At 73.8% G+C, this 17,404-nt stretch carries 11 protein-coding genes and 1 pseudogene; 7 read left to right on the top strand and 5 right to left on the bottom strand.

Annotated elements, in window-relative coordinates; translation table 11 throughout:
- Positions 1-59 precede the first annotated feature (59 nt).
- Positions 60-905 (bottom strand): ABC transporter permease, encoded by an 846-nt coding sequence (locus AB0447_RS27275; protein ID WP_366479504.1) that lies wholly within the window; start codon positions 903-905, stop codon positions 60-62.
- A gap of 80 nt (positions 906-985) precedes the next feature.
- Entirely contained in the window at positions 986-3,721 is a 2,736-nt protein-coding gene (locus AB0447_RS27270) for an alpha/beta fold hydrolase (RefSeq protein WP_366479445.1), read from the bottom strand.
- Between the two features lie 293 nt (positions 3,722-4,014).
- Here AB0447_RS27270 and AB0447_RS27265 point away from each other — a divergent pair, with 293 nt between their 5' ends.
- From AB0447_RS27265 to AB0447_RS27255, 3 genes are all read left to right on the top strand, one after another.
- A complete protein-coding gene (locus AB0447_RS27265) occupies positions 4,015-5,601 on the top strand; it encodes an ATP-dependent DNA ligase (RefSeq protein WP_366479444.1) in 1,587 nt (528 codons plus the stop codon).
- 77 nt (positions 5,602-5,678) lie between these two features.
- A complete protein-coding gene (locus tag AB0447_RS27260) occupies positions 5,679-6,350 on the top strand; it encodes an XRE family transcriptional regulator (protein WP_366479442.1) in 672 nt (223 codons plus the stop codon).
- Between the two features lie 13 nt (positions 6,351-6,363).
- Positions 6,364-6,510 (top strand): DUF6126 family protein, encoded by a 147-nt coding sequence (locus AB0447_RS27255; protein ID WP_366479503.1) that lies wholly within the window; start codon positions 6,364-6,366, stop codon positions 6,508-6,510.
- A 34-nt stretch (positions 6,511-6,544) separates the two neighbouring features.
- On the opposite strand, the gene AB0447_RS27250 is transcribed toward AB0447_RS27255, so the two are convergent.
- Positions 6,545-7,663 carry an agmatine deiminase family protein gene (locus tag AB0447_RS27250; protein ID WP_366479502.1) on the bottom strand — a complete coding sequence of 373 codons (1,119 nt, stop codon included), beginning with the start codon at positions 7,661-7,663 and terminating at the stop codon, positions 6,545-6,547.
- A 48-nt stretch (positions 7,664-7,711) separates the two neighbouring features.
- Positions 7,712-9,157, bottom strand: a pseudogene (locus AB0447_RS27245) (MFS transporter); the annotation flags it as partial.
- A gap of 163 nt (positions 9,158-9,320) precedes the next feature.
- Between AB0447_RS27245 and AB0447_RS27240 the strand changes: the two are divergent.
- Positions 9,321-12,881 (top strand): S8 family serine peptidase, encoded by a 3,561-nt coding sequence (locus tag AB0447_RS27240; RefSeq protein ID WP_366479441.1) that lies wholly within the window; start codon positions 9,321-9,323, stop codon positions 12,879-12,881.
- Between the two features lie 112 nt (positions 12,882-12,993).
- On the top strand, positions 12,994-13,704 hold the full coding sequence (locus AB0447_RS27235; RefSeq protein WP_366479440.1) for a serine hydrolase: 711 nt from the start codon (positions 12,994-12,996) through the stop codon (positions 13,702-13,704).
- An 89-nt stretch (positions 13,705-13,793) separates the two neighbouring features.
- Here the strand turns inward: AB0447_RS27235 and AB0447_RS27230 are convergent, their stop codons facing one another.
- Positions 13,794-15,194, bottom strand: coding sequence for a DEAD/DEAH box helicase (locus AB0447_RS27230; protein WP_366479439.1), 1,401 nt, complete (start codon positions 15,192-15,194; stop codon positions 13,794-13,796).
- 173 nt (positions 15,195-15,367) lie between these two features.
- Between AB0447_RS27230 and AB0447_RS27225 the strand changes: the two genes are divergently transcribed.
- Positions 15,368-16,888, top strand: coding sequence for an APC family permease (locus AB0447_RS27225; protein ID WP_366479438.1), 1,521 nt, complete (start codon positions 15,368-15,370; stop codon positions 16,886-16,888).
- An 11-nt stretch (positions 16,889-16,899) separates the two neighbouring features.
- On the top strand, positions 16,900-17,313 hold the full coding sequence (locus tag AB0447_RS27220) for a universal stress protein (RefSeq protein ID WP_366479437.1): 414 nt from the start codon (positions 16,900-16,902) through the stop codon (positions 17,311-17,313).
- Positions 17,314-17,404 lie beyond the last annotated feature (91 nt).

The raw sequence follows: 17,404 nt of genomic DNA, 5'->3' as shown, positions 1-17,404 counted from the left end.
CGGCGGCGGCGGGCGAGCCCCGCCCGCCGCCGGTCAGGGCCACACGCAGGGCCACACCCCTACGACACGATGTCCTTGCGCGCGAACCCCCGGAAGGCCAGCGCGATCAGCACCACCGCGTACGACACGGACACCGCCGCGCCCTTCACCATGCCGCCCCACTCCAGGTGCGGCTGCAGCGCGTCCGCCCACGCGTACTGCCAGTGCGCCGGCAGGAACTCCCGCCAGTCGCCCAGCGCGGTCACCGCGTCCAGCACATTGCCGACGATGGTCAGGCCGACCGCACCGCCGACCGCGCCCAGCGGCGCGTCCGTCCGGGTCGACAGCCAGAACGCCAGCCCGGCCGTCACCAGTTGCGACACGAAGATGAACGCCACGACCAGCGCCAGCCGGGGCAGCGTGTCCCCGGCCGGCAGGGAGCCCCCGGCCGGCAGCTTCAGCGGGCCCCAGCCGTACGCGACCGTGCCCGCGGCCAGGGCCACCACCGGCAGCAGCACCATCGCCGCCAGGCTGAAGCCCAGCGCCACCACCAGCTTGCTCCACAGCAGCCGGGCCCGCGGCACCGGTGAGGCCAGCAGGTAGCGCAGCGAGGACCAGCCGGCCTCGGAGGCGACCGTGTCCCCGCAGAACAGCGCCACCGGCACCACCAGCAGGAAGCCCGCCGAGACGAACAGGCTGGTCGCGGCGAAGTTCGCGCCCGAGGCCGTGGCCGTGTCGATCAGGGTGATCCGGCCGTCGGGGCCGCCGTCCGGGCCGCCGCCCACCGCGAACGCGATGATCAGGATGAAGGGGAGGGCGGCCAGCACCCCGCCCATCACCAGGGTCCGGCGCCGCCGCCACTGCCGCAGCGCCTCCACCCGCAGCGGCAGCGTCCGCCCCGGGCTGTACCCGGGAGCCGTCTCCATCGCCGCGCCCCCACCCGAATCCGTGTCCGCACCCGCGCCCGCTACCGTGCCCGCGCCCGTACTCGTGTCCGTACCCGTGCTCATGCCGCGCCTCCGATCAGGGTGAGGAACGCGTCCTCCAGCCTCCGGTGCGGCCCCACCGCGCTCACCGGCACCTCCAGCCGGACGAGTTCGGCGATCAGCTCGCCCGCGCTCGCGCCGTCCAGCCGTACCAGCAGCCCGAGCCCGTCATCGGACCTGACCACCGAATCCACTCCTTCCAGCGCGGCCACCTTCTCGACGACCACGTCCGCCACCCGCTCCGCCAGGGTCACCAGCAGGGTGTCGCCACCGCCGGTGATCTCCGCCACCGGGCCGGCCGCCACCCGCTGCCCGCGGTCCATGACCACCAGGTGCGTGCAGGACTGCTCGACCTCCGACAGCAGATGGCTGGAGACGATCACCGTCCGGCCGCCGGCGGCGTACCGGATCATCACGTCCCGCATCTCCCGGATCTGCGGCGGGTCCAGACCGTTCGTCGGCTCGTCGAGGATCAGCAGATCCGGCAGCCCCAGCATGGCCTGCGCGATGGCCAGCCGCTGCCGCATGCCCTGCGAGTACGTCCGGACCGCCCGCTCCAGAGCGTCGCCGAGCCCGGCGATCTCCAACGCCTCCGCCATGTGCGCGTCGGCGGCCGGCCGGCCGGTCGCCTGCCAGTACAGCTCCAGGTTGGCCCGCCCCGACAGGTGCGGCAGGAAGCCGGCGCCCTCGACGAACGCGCCGACCCGCGACAGCACCGGCGATCCGGCGCGCACCGCGTGCCCGAACACCCGGATCTCCCCGGCGTCCGGCGAGATCAGCCCCATCAGCATGCGCAGGGTGGTGGTCTTCCCGGCCCCGTTCGGCCCGAGCAGACCCAGCACCTGGCCCTTCTCCACCCGGAACGACAGGTCCCGCACCGCGTACCGGTCCTTCGACTTCGCGTACCGCTTCGTCAGACCGGTGATCTCCAGCGGTACGTCGGCCAGTGCGGCCTCCCGGTCCGGCGCGGCCCGCAGACCCGCGGCCGGAGCCCCGCCGGGGCGCGGCCGCCGCCGGACCGTCAGCAGGAGCGCGGCCAGCGCGGCCGCGCCCAGCGGAAGACCCCAGGTCCAGCCGGGCAGCGCGGCCGCGGAGGTCCGTACGCCGTCCGCGACCGGCACGGCCAGCGGACCCTGCACCGCCACCGTGTAGGTCGCCGGGGCGGCGGGAGTCGCATAGCCGAGGTCGGTGGCCGAGAGCACCAGGCGCAGCCGGTGCCCGGCCTCCACCGCGTGGTCGATGGCCGGCAGCCGCAGCTCGACCTCGGTGCCGTTCTGCGCGTTCTCCACCCGCACCGGGGCCACCAGCTGGTTGGGCAGCAGCTGCTGCCCGCCCTCCGGGCCCACGTCGTACACCTTGCCGAACAGCACCGCCGAGCCGTCCGCGGCCGTCGACCTCACCTGGAGCTTGACGGTCGGGGTGCCGGTGACGCGGAGTTCGCCGTCCAGCGGCGCGGAGTCGAAGCGGGCGTACTGGCCGGGGAAGTCGAGGGAGAGGCCGGTGCCGAAGGCCGCCAGCTGTCCGCCGATGCCCGGCAGGGAGGACAGGGAGGGCGGGGCCCCGCCGGGCGGGTTGGTGAAGCTCTGTTCGCGGCCGGTGAGGGTGATGGCCCGGGGCGTGTGGGTCAGCCCGGGGTATCGGTCGCCGGCCGCCTCGCGCAGCTGCACGTCGCCGTTGGTGGTGTCGATGCCGCCGGTGCGGGTGACCTGGAAGGCGGGGCCGGTGTCCACGCCCCGGTCGTCCTTGAGGTGGCGGTCGAACCAGGTGTGGACGCGGTCCTCGATCCGGCCGACCTCGCGGACACCGCCGTCGTGGCCGCCGGCCGCCCAGTCGACGGCGACCGGCGCGCCGTTCGCGGCGATGGCCCGGGCCATGGCGTCGGCCTGGTCCAGCGGGAACAGCGAGTCGGACTGCCCCTGCACGATCAGGGTGGGCACCTTGATCCGGTCGCCGACCGCCGAGGGGCTGCGGGCCTCCAGCAGCCGGCGCGCCTCCTCGTCGGGCTTGCCGGCCACCGCCACCCGTTCGTACATGGCGCACAGCTCCGGCTGGAACCGGCCGCAGCCGGACGCCGGGCCGGATCCGGCGCCCGGCGCAGCGCCGGCGGCCGCGGGCGAACCGGCCGCCGGCAGCCCGCCGGCCGCGCCGGTGGTGAAGAACACCCCGGCCCACAGCTTCTTGAACACCCCGTTGGGGAACAGGGAGTCCGCGAGGTTCCAGTAGGTGATCTGGGGGGCGATGGCATCGACCCGCCGGTCGTGGCCGGCCGCGAGGAGCGCGATGGCCCCGCCGTACGAGCCGCCGGCGACACCCACCCGGGGGTCCCCGTCCGCGTCCAGCCGCACCTCGGGCCGCTTCGCCAGCCAGTCGATCAGCCGGGAGACGTCCTTCACCTCGAACTCGGGGTCGTTCAGACCGATCTTCCCGCCGGAGCGGCCGAATCCGCGCGCCGACCAGGTCAGCACGGCGTACCCGTCGCGGGCCAGCCGCTCGGCATACGCCCGGGCATCGTTCTTGGAGCCGCCGAAGCCGTGTCCGAGGAGCACGGCCGGCCGCTTGCCCGAGCCGCTCCCGGTGAAGTAGGAGGTGTCGATGCCCGCGCCGGGCATCTCCAGCACCTGGTCCGTGCGGTGCACGGCGGGCTCGTCACCGGAGGCCGCCGCGGCCGTCCAGGTGCCGGCTCCCGCGAGGAGGGCGAGTGCGGCGGCGCCTGCGATCAGGCGGTGCCGGCGGCGCCGGGGCAATCGGAGTTTCATACAGGAACCCTAAAGGGACGTTCCTTCTCCCCCGAGCAACCGGAGGCGGAACTCAGGACCTTCTCAAGGATTACGCTCCGGTGCCCGTGTACCGCGCCTGCGGTACGGAGCGGCTGCACTACGGCCCGATGGCTGGCCGATGGCCGCCCGAAGGCCTGGACCGCGGTCAGGCCGCGGTACGACGCGGTCCGACCGTGGTGCGACTGCCGTCCGACTGCCGTGCGACCGCCGTCCGACCGCAGTCAGATCTCCGCCGACCTGCGCCCGGACCCCGACGGCGGGACGATGACGGCATGCTCCTGGCCGAGGTCGCCCGCGTGTCCCGGGAGGTCGCCGACACCTCCGCCCGGTCGCGCAAGGTCGCCCTCCTCGCCGAACTGTTCGCCGCAGTCCCTGCCGAGGAGGCTCCCCTCGTCATCGCCTACCTGGCCGGCCGGCTCCCGCAGGGCCGCCCCGGCGTCGGCTGGCGCGCCCTGAGCCGGGACACCGGGCCCGCCGCCCGCCCCACGCTCACCGTCGCCCAGGTGGACGCGGCCGTCACCGCCCTCACCGCGGTGGCGGGCGCGGGCGCCCAGGCCGAACGGCACCGGATCGTCGATGCACTGCTCGGCGCGGCCACCGCGCCCGAGCAGCGGTTCCTGCGCAGCCTGCTCTCCGGCGAGGTCCGCCAGGGCGCCCTGGACGCCGTCGCCCTGGAGGGGGTGGCAGCGGCCGCCGGGGTGCCGGCCGCCGCACTGCGCCGCGCGGTGATGCTCGACGGCTCGCTGCCGCGGGTGGCGGGCGCGGTGCTCGCCGGGGGCGAGCGGGCGCTGGAGGCCTTCGCCCTGCGCGTCGGGCAGCCGGTCCAGCCGATGCTGGCGAGTACGGCCGGCTCGGTCGCGGAGGCGGTGGACGCTCTCGGCCCGTGCAGCGTGGAGGAGAAGCTGGACGGCATCCGGGTGCAGGTGCACCGGGACGGGGACACCGTCCGCGTGTTCACCCGCTCCCTGGACGAGATCACCGGCCGGCTGCCGGAGGTGGTGGCGCTGGCCCGGTCCCTGCCGGGGACCTGCTTCATCCTGGACGGCGAGGTGATCGCGCTCGGCGCGGACGGCCGGCCGGTGCCCTTCCAGGAGGTGGCGAGCCGGGTCGGGTCACGGATCGACGTCGCGGCCGCCCGGGCCGTTCTGCCGGTGACGGCGTTCTTCTTCGACGTGCTGGCCACCGAGGACCGGGTGCTGCTCGACCTGCCGCTACGCGAACGCTACGCGGCCCTCGCCCGCCTGGTGCCGGAGGCGGCCCTGGTCCGCCGACTCGTAGTCGGGGACGCGGGGGACGGTGGAGAAGGGGCGGACGGGACGGGCGGGACGGGCACGGAGGATGCGGCGGCACAGCGGGCGGCCGCCGAGGAGTTCCGGGACGAAACCCTGCGCCGGGGCCACGAGGGGGTGATGGTGAAGTCCCTGGAGTCGGTGTACGCGGCGGGCCGGCGCGGCAAACTCTGGCTCAAGGTGAAACCGGTGCACACCCTCGACCTGGTGGTGCTGGCCGCCGAATGGGGGCACGGCCGGCGCACCGGGTTGCTGTCCAACCTGCACCTGGGGGCCCGGGCGGCCGACGGTACGTACGTGATGCTCGGCAAGACCTTCAAGGGGCTCACCGACGAGATGCTGCGCTGGCAGACCGCGCGGCTGCGCGAGCTGGCCGTCGAGGACGACGGATTCACCGTGCGCGTCCGGCCCGAGCTGGTGGTGGAGATCGCCTACGACGGGGTGCAGCGCTCTCCGCGCTACCCGGCCGGGGTCACCCTGAGGTTCGCCCGGGTGCTGCGGCACCGTCCGGACAAGGCGGCCGCCGAGGCCGACACGGTGGAGGCGGTGCTCGCGACGGGCCACGCCTGAAGCCGCGCCCCGCCCTCGTCTTTGCCTCAGAGGCAAGAACAATTGCCGGCGGGGCAACTCTCTGGCTCAATCGGGGCATGAGCACCGGTCCTGCCCCCGGCTCCGGCAACGAGCCCGACGCCTCCGACGCGTCCGTCGACCCCGGCGAGCTGCCCGCCGTCGCCCCGCAACTGCGCGAACTGCGCCGGCGCGCCGGGCTGACCCTGGAGGCCGCGGCCGCCCGGGCCCGGCTTTCCCCGGCCCACCTGTCCCGGCTGGAGACCGGCCGGCGTCAGCCCTCGCTGCCACTGCTGCTGGGGCTCGCCCGCACCTACGGCACGACGGTCTCGGAGCTGCTCGGTGAGACGGCCGCCGTGGCCGATCCCATCGTACGGGCCGGCGGTCCGGGGGCCCGCGAGGCGGACGGCTGGACGTACTGGCAGGCCGGCGGTTCCGGCCGGGCCATGCAGGCGCTGCGCGTGCACGTCCCTTACGGCCGCAGCCAGGGCGAGCTGGTCCGCGTACACCCCGGCGAGGAATGGCTGTACGTGCTCACCGGGCGGCTGCGGCTGCACCTGGGGGAGACCGAGTACCTGCTGGAGCCCGGCGACAGCGCGCACTTCGACTCGATGACCCCGCACCGGATCGGCGCCGCCACCGCCGGGGGCACCGAGCTGCTCTTCGTCCACTCCCTGCTGCAGAGCAGCCTCGCCGGGCTCTGCCTCGGCGGCAGCCCCGGCAGCAGGGGCAGTAGTGGCAGCCACCCCTGACATCCCCGCCGTCATCGAGAACGAGGAGCACACCGTGTCCCAGATGGAATCGAAGTTCCCGCGCGGTCTGGTGATCCGCCTGATCGCCTACCTGTTCGTCGGCCACCTCTTCGCGTTCTTCGTCTACCTGCTGTTCGTGCTCGGCGGCCAGAACCGGTAACGCCCGATCACCAGCCCCGACGGGACACATGGCGTCACCGTGCCGTCGGCTGCTGCATCGTCGAGCAGTGGATTCCTCCTCCGCCGCCCATCAGGCGGTCGACGTCGAGCTGTACGACCTCGCGGCCGGGGAAGGCCGCGGCCAGTGCCTGCCGGGCCGCCGCGTCCTTCGGTGCGTCCCCGAATTGGGCGGTGATCACCGCGCCGTTGACCACGTGGAAGTTGAGGTAGGAGTCGACCAAGTCCGGGTCGTCCGAGCGCAGGGTGTCCGGGCCGTCCACCCGCAGGACCGTCAGCCGGCGGCCCCGGGCGTCGGTGGCGGCGGACAGGATCGCCAGCTGCTCCCGGGCGTCGCGGGCCCAGATGTCGGTGCGGTCGGGCGGCGGGACCTGGACCATGACCACGCCGGGCCGGATGAACCGGGAGGTGACGTCGATGTGGTCGTCGGTGATGTCCCGGCCCTTGATCCCCGGCACCCAGATCATCTTGCCGGCGCCGTAGGCGGCCAGCACCTGTGCCTCGATCTGCGCCCGGCTCATCCCGGGGTTGCGGTTCCGGTTGACCAGGCTGGACTCGGTCGCCATGACCGTGCCGTCGCCGTCGGTCTCCACCGCCCCGCCCTCGCCCACGAAGCCGGTGACCGTGAAGGGAAGGGATTCGCGGGCCGCGATCCGGGCGGCGGCCTTCGCGTCCTTGCGGTGGGTCTGCTTGCCGCCCCAGCCGTTGAAGTTGAGGCCGATCGCGTCGATTCCGCCGGCCCCGTCGCGGCGGAACACCGCGCCGGTGTCCCGCATCCACAGGTCGTCGACCGGGATCGAGGAGAGGACGGTGACCGCCGGGCCGCAGCGGGCCCGGGCGTCGGCCGCCGCCCTCTCGTCGGCGGCACACACCAGCACCGGTTCGAATCGGGCGACGGTCCGGGCGATCAGGGCGATGTCCTGCTGAATCCCGGCGAGGGCGGAGCCCCAGACGGAGCGCGTGGACGGCCAGGCCATCCAGGTCCGCAGGTGCGGGACCTCGTCGGAGGGGACGGTCCGGCGGAGTGCGGTGCGGGTCGCGGCCTCGGCCGGGGCCGGTTGCGGCGGCGAGCCCACGGCGAGGCCCGCGGCTCCGGCACCGGCGGAGCGCAACAGGGTTCTGCGGCTCGGGTTCATGGGCGGAACTCTGTCACTGACTGAAATTTCAGTCAATCGCTCCTGTTGTGGCTCCAGCGTCGGTGCGGCCACCCCGCACTGCATCTGGCACTGCGGGTGGACCGCCCCCGGCGCGGGCCTGCGTACGGTCGCCCAGGCCAGCACCGCCCCCAGAACCAGCAGCCCCGCACACCAGACCATGGCCCGCCGGAACGCGGCATTGAAGAGGTCCGCCGACAGATAGGACTCCGGCCCCATCCCGGCCAGCAGCGGGAGCGCGGCCACCGCCAGCAGGCCGGCCGCCCGCGCGGCCGCATTGTTGATCCCGCTGGCCAGCCCGGCCCGCCCGGGGTCCACCGACGCCAGCACCGTCGAGGTCAGCGGCGCCACCAGCGTCACCATGCCCAGGCCCAGCACCACCATGCCGGGCAGCACGTCCGCCAGGTAACCGGCGCCCGGGCCCGCCCGCACCATGAGCAGCATTCCGGCCGCGCACAGCAGCGGCCCCACGGTCAGCGGGATCCGCGGCCCGATCCGCTCGCCCAGCTCACCCGACCGGGCCGACAGCAGCAGCATCAGGATCGTGGCCGGCAGCAGCGCGGCGCCGGCGGCCAGCGCCGAATACCCGGCGACCACCTGCAGCTGCAGCACCGACAGGAAGAAGAAACCGCCGAAGGCGGCGTACACGCACAGGGTCACCAGGTTGACGGCGGTGAACTGCCGCGAGGCGAAGATCTCGGGCGGCACCATCGGATCCGCCCGCCGCCGCTCGACCAGCACGAAGGCCACGCCCAGCAGCACGCCCACGACCGCCGCCACCGGCACCGCGGGCGACCCGGACCCCGCCTCGATCAGCGCGTACGTCACCAGTGCCAGAGCCGCCGCACCCAGCACCGCGCCGATCACGTCGAACCGCCCGTGCGCCTGCGGATCGCGCGATTCCGGTATGTGCCGCAAGGCGACCGGCACGCACAGCGCGGCCAGCGGCACGTTCAGCAGGAACACCCAGCGCCAGCCCGGCCCGTCCACCAGCCAGCCGCCGAGGAACGGCCCGACCGCCGCGCCGACCCCGCCCAGCCCGGACCACAGGCCGACCGCCCGCCCCCGGTCGTCCGGATGGATCGACCCCTGGATCAGCGCGAGCGAGCCGGGGGTGAGCAGCGCGCCCCCGACGCCCTGCAGGGCCCGGGCGGCCACCAGCACCGCGGCATTCGGCGCCAGCCCGCACAGCAGAGACCCGACGGCGAACCACACCACCCCCAGGACGAAGATCCGGCGCCGGCCGAACCGGTCGCCCAACGCACCGCCGACCAGGATCAGCCCGGCCAGCGTGAGCATGTACGCGTTGACCGTCCACTGCAGCACCGCCAGGTCCGCATCCAGGTCCCGGCCGATGCGGGGGAGAGCCACGTTGACCACGGTCGAGTCGAGCATCGCCATGGTCGAGCCGAGGACGGTGGTCAGCAGGATCCACCGCCCGCGGGCGGAGGCGAGCCGGACATCTGGCGGGGCCATGCCTCCAGGCTGGCCGCCCGGGCCGTCCCGGGCCACCCGGCGCGACCGGTGAGGCCCTCTTGTACAGGTGACGGCACATGACTCACGATGACGCGCACATGTCACTCACGCGGCATGCACGTCCTGACCGCATCACCTGCACAAGACGTACGAGGAGACCCACGTGGCCCCACGCAACACCCAACGGAACGGACCGTTACGCGCGGCACTCGCCGCCCTCACGGCGATCCTGCTGATCCCCGCCGGAATCGGCGCGGCGGCTGCCGCACCGCCCCCCGACCCCGCCGCGACCGCCGCGGAACGGAAGATCGAACCCCAGCTCCGCAGCCAGCTCGACGAAACCGGCAAGGCGGCCTTCTGGGTCTACCTCGACAGCGCCGCCGACCTCGGCTCCGCCGCCCGGCAGACCACCCGGGCCGGGAAGGCCGAGGCCGTCTACCGGGCCAAGACCGCCCACGCCGAACGCAGCCAGGCCGAACTCCGCAAGGCCCTGGACGGCGCCAAGGCCGAGTACACCTCGTACTGGATCGTCAACGCGGTCCGGGTGGTCGGCAGCGAGAAGCTCGCCGGCACCCTCGCGCAGCGCCCCGAGGTCGCCCGCATCGACGCCGACGACAAGGTCAGCATCCCCAAGCCCGTCGAGGGCAAGCGGGAAGCGGCCGCGGACGCCGTCGAATGGAACGTCGACCGCATCAAGGCCCCCCAGGTGTGGGAGGAGTTCGGCGTCCGCGGCGAGGGCATCGTCGTCGCCAACATCGACAGCGGCGTCGACTACCAGCACCCCGCCGTCGCGAACCAGTACCGCGGCCGGGCCGCCGACGGCTCGTACAGCCACGCCTACAACTGGTTCGACCCGGCCGGCATCTGTGCCGGCGCCGCCCCCTGCGACAACAACGACCACGGAACCCACACCATGGGCACGATGGTCGGCGACGACGGCGGCGCCAACAAGATCGGCGTAGCGCCCGGCGCGAAGTGGATCGCCGCCAAGGGCTGCGAGACCAACTCCTGCTCCGAAGCCTCCCTGCTGGCCTCCGGGCAGTGGATCGTCGCCCCCACCGACCAGGCCGGCCAGAACCCGCGCCCCGACCTCGCCCCGCACATCGTCAACAACTCCTGGGGCGGTTCGGGCGGCGACACCTGGTACCAGGAGATCGTCGACACCTGGCGGGCGGCCGGCATCTTCCCGGCGTTCTCCAACGGCAACTCCGGCCCCGGCTGCGCCACCAGCGGCTCGCCCGGTGACTACATGAGCTCCTACAGCTCCGGCGCCTTCGACATCAACAACGCCATCGCCTCGTTCTCCTCGCGCGGCGCGGCCCAGAGCGGCATCAAGCCCAACATCGCCGCCCCCGGCGTCAACGTCCGCTCCTCGGTGCCCGGCGGCTACGACTCCTTCTCCGGCACCTCGATGGCCTCCCCCCACACCGCGGCCGCGGTCGCCCTGATGTGGTCCGCCGCGCCCGCCCTGGAGGGCGACGTCGCGCAGACCGAAGCCCTGCTCGACGGCACCGCCCTGGACACCGACAACACCAGCTGCGGCGGCACCGCAGCCGACAACAACGTCTTCGGCGAGGGCCGCCTCGACGCCCTCGCGGCCGTCCGGTCCGCCCCGCGCGGCGCTGTCGGCGCCCTGGCCGGAACCGTCTCCTCCGGCGGCGCCCCGGTGGCCGGCGCGCAGGTCACCGCCGACGGCCCCATCGACCGTACGACGACCACCACCGCCGACGGCAGCTACAAGTTCGCCGCTCTGTCGGTGGGTGAATACGCCCTGACCGCAGGCAAGTTCGGCTACGGCCAGGAGACCGCGACCGCCACCGTCACCGAAGGCGCCACCGCCACCTCGGACTTCACCCTCGCCCAGGCCGCCTCGGGCCGGCTCACCGGCACCGTCTCCTCGTCCGCCGGCCCCGCCGCGGGCGCGGCCGTCACCGTGGCCGGCACCCCCGTGACCGCCACCGCCGACGAGCAGGGCCGCTTCGAGGTCACCCTCCCGCACGGCACGTACGACATCCAGGCCGGCCACCCCTCCCGGTGCCTCACCGGCGGCAGCACCCGCGTCACCGTGGCCGGCGACACCACCGCCGCCGTCACCCTCCCGGACCGCACCGACGGCTACGGCTACGCCTGTGCCGCCGCGGGCGACCGCCCGTACCAGGCAGGCGACCGCCGGCTCGCCCTGACCGGCGACAACACCACGGAACGGGTGGACCTCCCCTTCCCGCTGCCGCTGTACGGCAAGACGTACGGCCAGGCCTGGATCAGCACCAACGGCACCGTCAGCTTCGGCGGCGCGCACGGCGGTGACATCAACGGCGACCTGCCCAGTACCGCCACCCCCAACGCGGCCCTCTACCCGTTCTGGGACGACCTGGTCGTCGGCGCCGCGGACACCGGATCGGGCGTGTACACGGCCGTCACCGGCACCGCCCCGCACCGCACGTACGTCGTCGAATGGCGGCAGGTCTCGCACTGGTCCGCGCAGGCGGAGAAGTTCTCCTTCTCGGCCGTGATCGGCGAGGACGGCACCGTCTCCTACCACTACCGCGGCACCGGCGGCACCGGCATCAAGGGCGGCTCCTCGGCCACCCTCGGCGTGGAGAACCCGGCCGGCACCGACGCCTTCAAGTACTCCTTCAACACCCCCGTCGTCACCGACGGTCTGTCGATCGCCTTCCGCACCACCCGCAGCGGCGTGGTCTCCGGCAGGGTCCTCGACGCCAACGACGGCGGCGGCGTGGCCGGCGCGACCGTCACGGTCGGCACCGGCGACACCGCGGTCACCGCCACCACGGCGGCCGACGGCGGCTATGTGATCCAGTCCCCGTCCGGCACCCTCCCCGCGACGATCAGCGCCCCCTCCTACGAGACCGCGCAGGCCCCGGTGGAGGTCAAGGCCGCGGACGTCACCGCCCTCACCCGCTCCCTGCGCACCGGCAAGGTGACCGCCTCCGCGGCCTCCGTCGAACTGGTCGTCACCCCCGGCCAGAAGCGGACCCGCACCCTCGACCTCACCAACCCGGGCCTCGGCACGGCCTACCAGGTGACCGAGGACGCAGCCTGGCTGACCGCCACCCCGGCCTCCGGCGACCTCCCGTCCAACGCCAAGGCCTCGCTCACCCTCGCGGTGGACACCACCGGCGTGGCCCCCGGCACGGTCCTCACCACCGGCCTGAAGATCACCTCGGCGAGCGGCCGCAGCCCGGTCCTCACCGTCCCGGTCAAGGTCGTCGTCCCGCGCTACCAGGTCGCCCTGGACGCGGGCGCGGATTACGCCGGCCCGGACGCCCTCGGCGACACCTGGGCGCCGGACCGCAAGTACACCCCCGGCTCGTACGGCTACCAGGGCAGCTCCACCGCCAAGTCCACCGGCCGCACCATCGCCGGCACGGCCGACCAGCGGCTGTTCCGCAACGCCCGCGAAGGCATGTACGAGTACCGCTTCGACAACGTCCCCAACGGCACCTACACGGTGGAACTCGGCTTCGCCGAACTCTCCTCCACCCGGCCCAACAAGCGGGTCTTCGACGTCCTCGCCGAGGGCACCCAGGTGCTCCCGTCCCTGGACATCTCCCTCGAGGCCGGCACCTACACGGCCCTGAACCGCAGCTACACGGTCACCGTCACCGACGGCACGCTCAACATCCGCTTCGTCACCCACACGGGCTTCGGCAAGCCGCTGCTCAACACCCTCCGCGTCACCGAACGCCCCGACCGCACCTGATCGGGAGCCCCGTCGTCAACCTTCCGCCCGGCCCGCATTCGAGTGGCAGGCGGCCCCGTCCGGGGCCGCCTGCCCGCGGCCGGGCGGGCCGGGTGCTTAGCGTGGAGACACGATGACCAGTGCGATGACCAGTGACGCCCGGATCCCCGTCCCGCCCGGCTCCGCCTGGGCGGTCGGCGACTGCGACGGGATCCGCGACCGCGGCCCCCGCGGTGACGGCGGCCCCGCTCTCGACGCCGGCGGCCTGGCCGCCGTACTCGCCGTCTGGCCCGTCCTCGGCACCCTCGTCGAAGAGGGCGCCCTGCGCCTGCACACCCCGCTCACCGCGTACGGACCCACCCTGGGCCGCTCCACCGCCCACCAGATCCTCACCCGCACCGGCGACCACGAGCTGCTCGCCCGCCTGGCCGAACAGGTCACCGGCCGGCCCCTGGCCGACCTCGCCGCCGAACGCATCTGGCGGCCCCTCGCCATGACCCGCACGGCGTTCGCCCCGACCCTGCACACGGTCCTGGAGGACACGGCGGCCTTCCTCCGGCACCTCCTCGTCCCCGGACCGCTCAGCCCGGCCTGGATCGCCGACTCCCTGCGCATCCGCACCGGCGAGCTCGCCCCGGACCGCGGACTCCTGTGGCGCCCCGCACCGGGCACCGACCGCCGCCAGGACATCTGGGTGCACCACGCCACACCCGGGCCGACCGCCCTGTGGATCTCCCCGCGGCACCGCCGCTGGGCGGCCCTGCTCACCCCGCCGGCCCCGCACGCCCCACCGCACACCGGGCTCCGGGACGCCTTCCGCGCCTTCGCCTTCGACCCCGCCTAGGGGCCCGCTGGGTGGCTGCCCGGCGGATTTCCGGGCCCGGTCTCCGGGCCCGGTCTCCGGGCCTGCTTCCCGGCCCGCCTTCCGTTCGGTCAGGAACCCCGGCGGACCCGGGCCGCGCGGCGGGCCTCGGCCGCCTTGCGGGCGTCCGCCTCCTTGCGCGTCTCCTTGGCCGGGCGCGTGCCCAGGCCGCGGAAGGCGCGCTCGGGCCGCGCCGCGCCCTTGCCGTCCCGGCCGCCGCGGGCCGCCGCCGGAACCGCCTTGGCACCGGTGATCCGGGTCAGCTCCGCCTCGCCCGAGCGGACCTTGGTGGTCTCCGGGCGGATGCCGGCCTCGGCCAGCAGCCGGGCCAGGTCCCGCCGCTGGCCCGTGGTCACCAGGGTGACCACCCTGCCCGACTCGCCGGCCCGGGCCGTGCGGCCGCCCCGGTGCAGGTAGTCCTTGGCATCGGCCGGCGGGTCCAGGTTCACGACCAGGTCCAGGTCGTCGATGTGGATGCCCCGGGCGGCCACGTTGGTCGCCACCAGCGTGGTGATCTCACCCTTCTTGAACTGGGCGAGGGTGTGGCTGCGCTGCGGCTGGGACTTCCCGCCGTGCAGCGCCGCGGCCCGCACCCCGCTGTCCCTCAGGTGCCGGGTGAAGCGGTCCACGGCGGCCTTCGTGTCCAGGAACATCAGGACCCGGCCGTCCCGGGCGGCGATCTCCGTCGCCGTCGCGTACTTGTCCGCCCCGTGCACCTCCAGCACGTGGTGCTCCATGGTGGTCACCGCGCCCGCGGACGGATCCACCGAGTGGACGGCCGGATCGTTCAGGTACCGGCGTACCAGCAGGTCGACGTTGCGGTCCAGGGTCGCGGAGAACAGCATCCGCTGCCCGTCCGGGCGCACCAGGTCGAGGAGCTCGGTGACCTGCGGCAGGAACCCCAGATCGCACATCTGGTCGGCCTCGTCCAGCACCGTGATGCCCACCCGGTCCAGCTTGCAGTCCCGCCGCTCCACCAGGTCCTTCAGCCGGCCCGGGGTCGCGACCAGCACCTCCGCGCCCTCCTTCAGGGCCGCGGCCTGCCGGTTGATCGCCAGCCCGCCGACCGCCGTCGCGATCCGCAGCTTCAGCGCCCCCGCGTACGGGGTCAGCGCCTCGGTGACCTGCTGGGCGAGTTCCCTGGTCGGTACGAGCACCAGCGCGAGCGGCTGCTTCGCGGCGGCCCGGCCGCCCGCGCCCGCCGTACGCACCAGCAGCGCCAGGCCGAAGGCCAGCGTCTTGCCCGAGCCGGTCCGGGCCCGGGCCAGCACGTCCCGGCCCGCGATCGCGTTCGGCAGGGTGGCCGCCTGGACGGGGAACGGCTCCAGCACTCCCAGCTCGGTCAGCATCGCCTGGAGCTTCGGCGGCAGGTCCAGCTCGGTGAAGGAGGCGGCCGGCGGCAGCGCCGGGGTCACGGTGTCCGGCAGCGCGAATTCGGCCGGGCCGGGGCTCGTACGAGGTGAGTGGGTCACGGAATGCCTTCCCCGACATCAGACGCATCGAGGAGATCCCGTGCGACGTCAACTTTAGACGACCCCCGCCGGACGGCCCCGCCGGAAGGCCCCCGCCCGAAGGCCTCGGCACACGGCCCCCACTCGCCGGAGCCCGCCATGCGGCCCGGCCCCGGCTGGGCCACCATGCAGGTATGGCCGGAGACGTCGCGGACCAGGTGCCCGCAACCCCCGAGCTCAAACACGACGCGATCGGGTTCCTCGACGCGCTCGTGATCGGGTTGAACTCCACCTCGCCCGCATACTCCCTCGCGGCGGCCATCGGCCCGATCGTCGCCCTCGCCGGGATCTACGCGCCGGGCGTGATGCTGGCCTCCTTCGTGCCGATGCTGCTGATCGCCGCCGCCTTCTACTACCTCAACAAGGTCGACCAGGACTGCGGCACCACCTTCTCCTGGGTGACCCGGGCCATGGGCCCCTGGGCGGGCTGGCTCGGCGGCTGGGCCATCTTCATGACGGGCGTCCTGGTCATCGGCTCCCTCGCCGACGTCGCCGTACGCTTCGGCCTGCTCTCCGTCGGCCTGGACAGCTGGGCCAACAGCGAAGCCGTCCGGCAGACCCTCACCGTCGTCGTCATCCTGGTGATGACCGCCGTATGCGTCCTCGGCACCGAGATGTCGGCGCACGTACAGAACGTGCTGATCCTCGCCCAGGTCTTCTTCCTGCTGCTGTTCGCCGTCGTGGCCATCTACCGCGTCTACGCCGGCACCAGCACCCTGGACGCCACCGAACCCGCCCTGAGCTGGCTGAACCCGTTCGGCGCCGGCGGAGCCGCGCTCACCGGCGGGCTGCTGCTCGGCGTGTTCATCTACTGGGGCTGGGAGTCCGCGGTGAACCTCACCGAGGAGGTCAAGGACTCCGCCAGCGCCCCCGGCCGGGCCGGCATCTGGTCCACGGTCATCCTGCTCGTCACCTACCTGTCCGTGGGCATCGCGGTGGTCGGCTACGCGGGCACCGCCTTCCTCACCGAGAACGCCGGTGAGGAGGAGGCGGTCTTCGCGCTGCTTGCGCACGAGGTGATGGGCCGCTGGGACTGGGTGGTGCTGCTGTCCGTCTGCACCTCCGCGCTCGCCTCCACCCAGACCACGATCATCCCCGCCTCCCGGACGGCCCTGTCCATGGCCCGCCGCAAGGCCCTGCCGCACCCCCTGGCGCACATCCACCCCAGGTTCCGCACCCCCGACGTCAGCACCTGGTGGGTGGCCGGCATCGCCATCGCCTGGTACCTGATCGTCAACCGGATCAGCGAGAACGCGCTGTTCGACTCGCTGACCGCACTGTCCCTGCTGATCGCCTTCTACTACGCGCTCACCGGCCTGGCCTGCGCGATCTACTACCGCCGGCACCTCACCGAGAGCCTGCACAACTTCCTGTTCATCGGAGTGGGGCCGCTCGTCGGGGCGGGCCTGCTGGCCTGGCTGCTGGTGGAGTCCATCACGGACATGTCCGACCCGGCGAACTCGTACAGCGGGGTCTCCTGGTTCGGCCTGGGCCCGCCGCTGGTCATCGGCATCGGCATCGCACTGACCGGCGTCCTCGTGATGCTCTTCTGGCGCCTGCGGTCCGGCGTCTTCTGGCAGGAACGCCGGAGCGTCGCCGACCCGGCCCTGGTCCACAGCCGCCCCGGGCGCCACGGCCGCTCGCGCGAGGAGTGAGGAGACCCGTCATGTCCGTGGTCCTCGGCTACGACGAATCGCCCGGCGCGGAACGGGCCCTGCGGGTCGCCATCGAGGTCGCGGCCGCCTTCGGCGAACCCCTGGTCCTGGTCTACGGGGCCGCGGCGCCCGGCGTCACGGGCGAGGAGTACCGCTCCCACCAGGAGGCGATCCGCCAGGCCGGCCGCAGCGCCCTCGCCCACGCGGTCGAGGCGGCGGACGAGGCCGGCGTCCCCTCGGCGGTGGAGATCATGGACGAGAAGCCGGCGCAGGCCCTGCTGGCGGCGGCCGAACGGCACGGCGGGCGGGTCATCGTGGTGGGCAGCTGGGGCGACAGCCCGATCCGCGGCGCCCTCCTCGGCTCCACCCCCCACAAACTCCTGCACCTGTCCCACCTCCCGGTCCTCTGCGTCCCGACCGACTAGTAGTGCTTTGTTAGCTGGTCTTGTCACGGTCGGTGTTCGGTAGTTCGCTACTTGTATGAGGGCTGGGGAGCTTGCTGCGTGTCGGGGCCGG

Source organism: Streptomyces sp. NPDC051211 (genome assembly GCF_040689505.1).
Taxonomy (GTDB): domain Bacteria; phylum Actinomycetota; class Actinomycetes; order Streptomycetales; family Streptomycetaceae; genus Streptomyces.
Note: the sequence above shows the minus strand (reverse complement) of the source record. Positions and strands in the feature narration are given on the sequence as shown.

Excerpts from the sequence above, each read along its gene's own strand:
- AB0447_RS27225 (WP_366479438.1), top strand. The coding sequence starts at position 15,368 with ATGGCCGGAGACGTCGCGGACCAGGTGCCCGCAACCCCCGAGCTCAAA.
- AB0447_RS27270 (WP_366479445.1), bottom strand. The coding sequence starts at position 3,721 with ATGAAACTCCGATTGCCCCGGCGCCGCCGGCACCGCCTGATCGCAGGC.
- AB0447_RS27260 (WP_366479442.1), top strand. The coding sequence starts at position 5,679 with ATGAGCACCGGTCCTGCCCCCGGCTCCGGCAACGAGCCCGACGCCTCC.
- AB0447_RS27250 (WP_366479502.1), bottom strand. The coding sequence starts at position 7,663 with ATGAACCCGAGCCGCAGAACCCTGTTGCGCTCCGCCGGTGCCGGAGCC.
- AB0447_RS27220 (WP_366479437.1), top strand. The coding sequence starts at position 16,900 with ATGTCCGTGGTCCTCGGCTACGACGAATCGCCCGGCGCGGAACGGGCC.
- AB0447_RS27275 (WP_366479504.1), bottom strand. The coding sequence starts at position 905 with ATGGAGACGGCTCCCGGGTACAGCCCGGGGCGGACGCTGCCGCTGCGG.
- AB0447_RS27235 (WP_366479440.1), top strand. The coding sequence starts at position 12,994 with ATGACCAGTGCGATGACCAGTGACGCCCGGATCCCCGTCCCGCCCGGC.
- AB0447_RS27265 (WP_366479444.1), top strand. The coding sequence starts at position 4,015 with ATGCTCCTGGCCGAGGTCGCCCGCGTGTCCCGGGAGGTCGCCGACACC.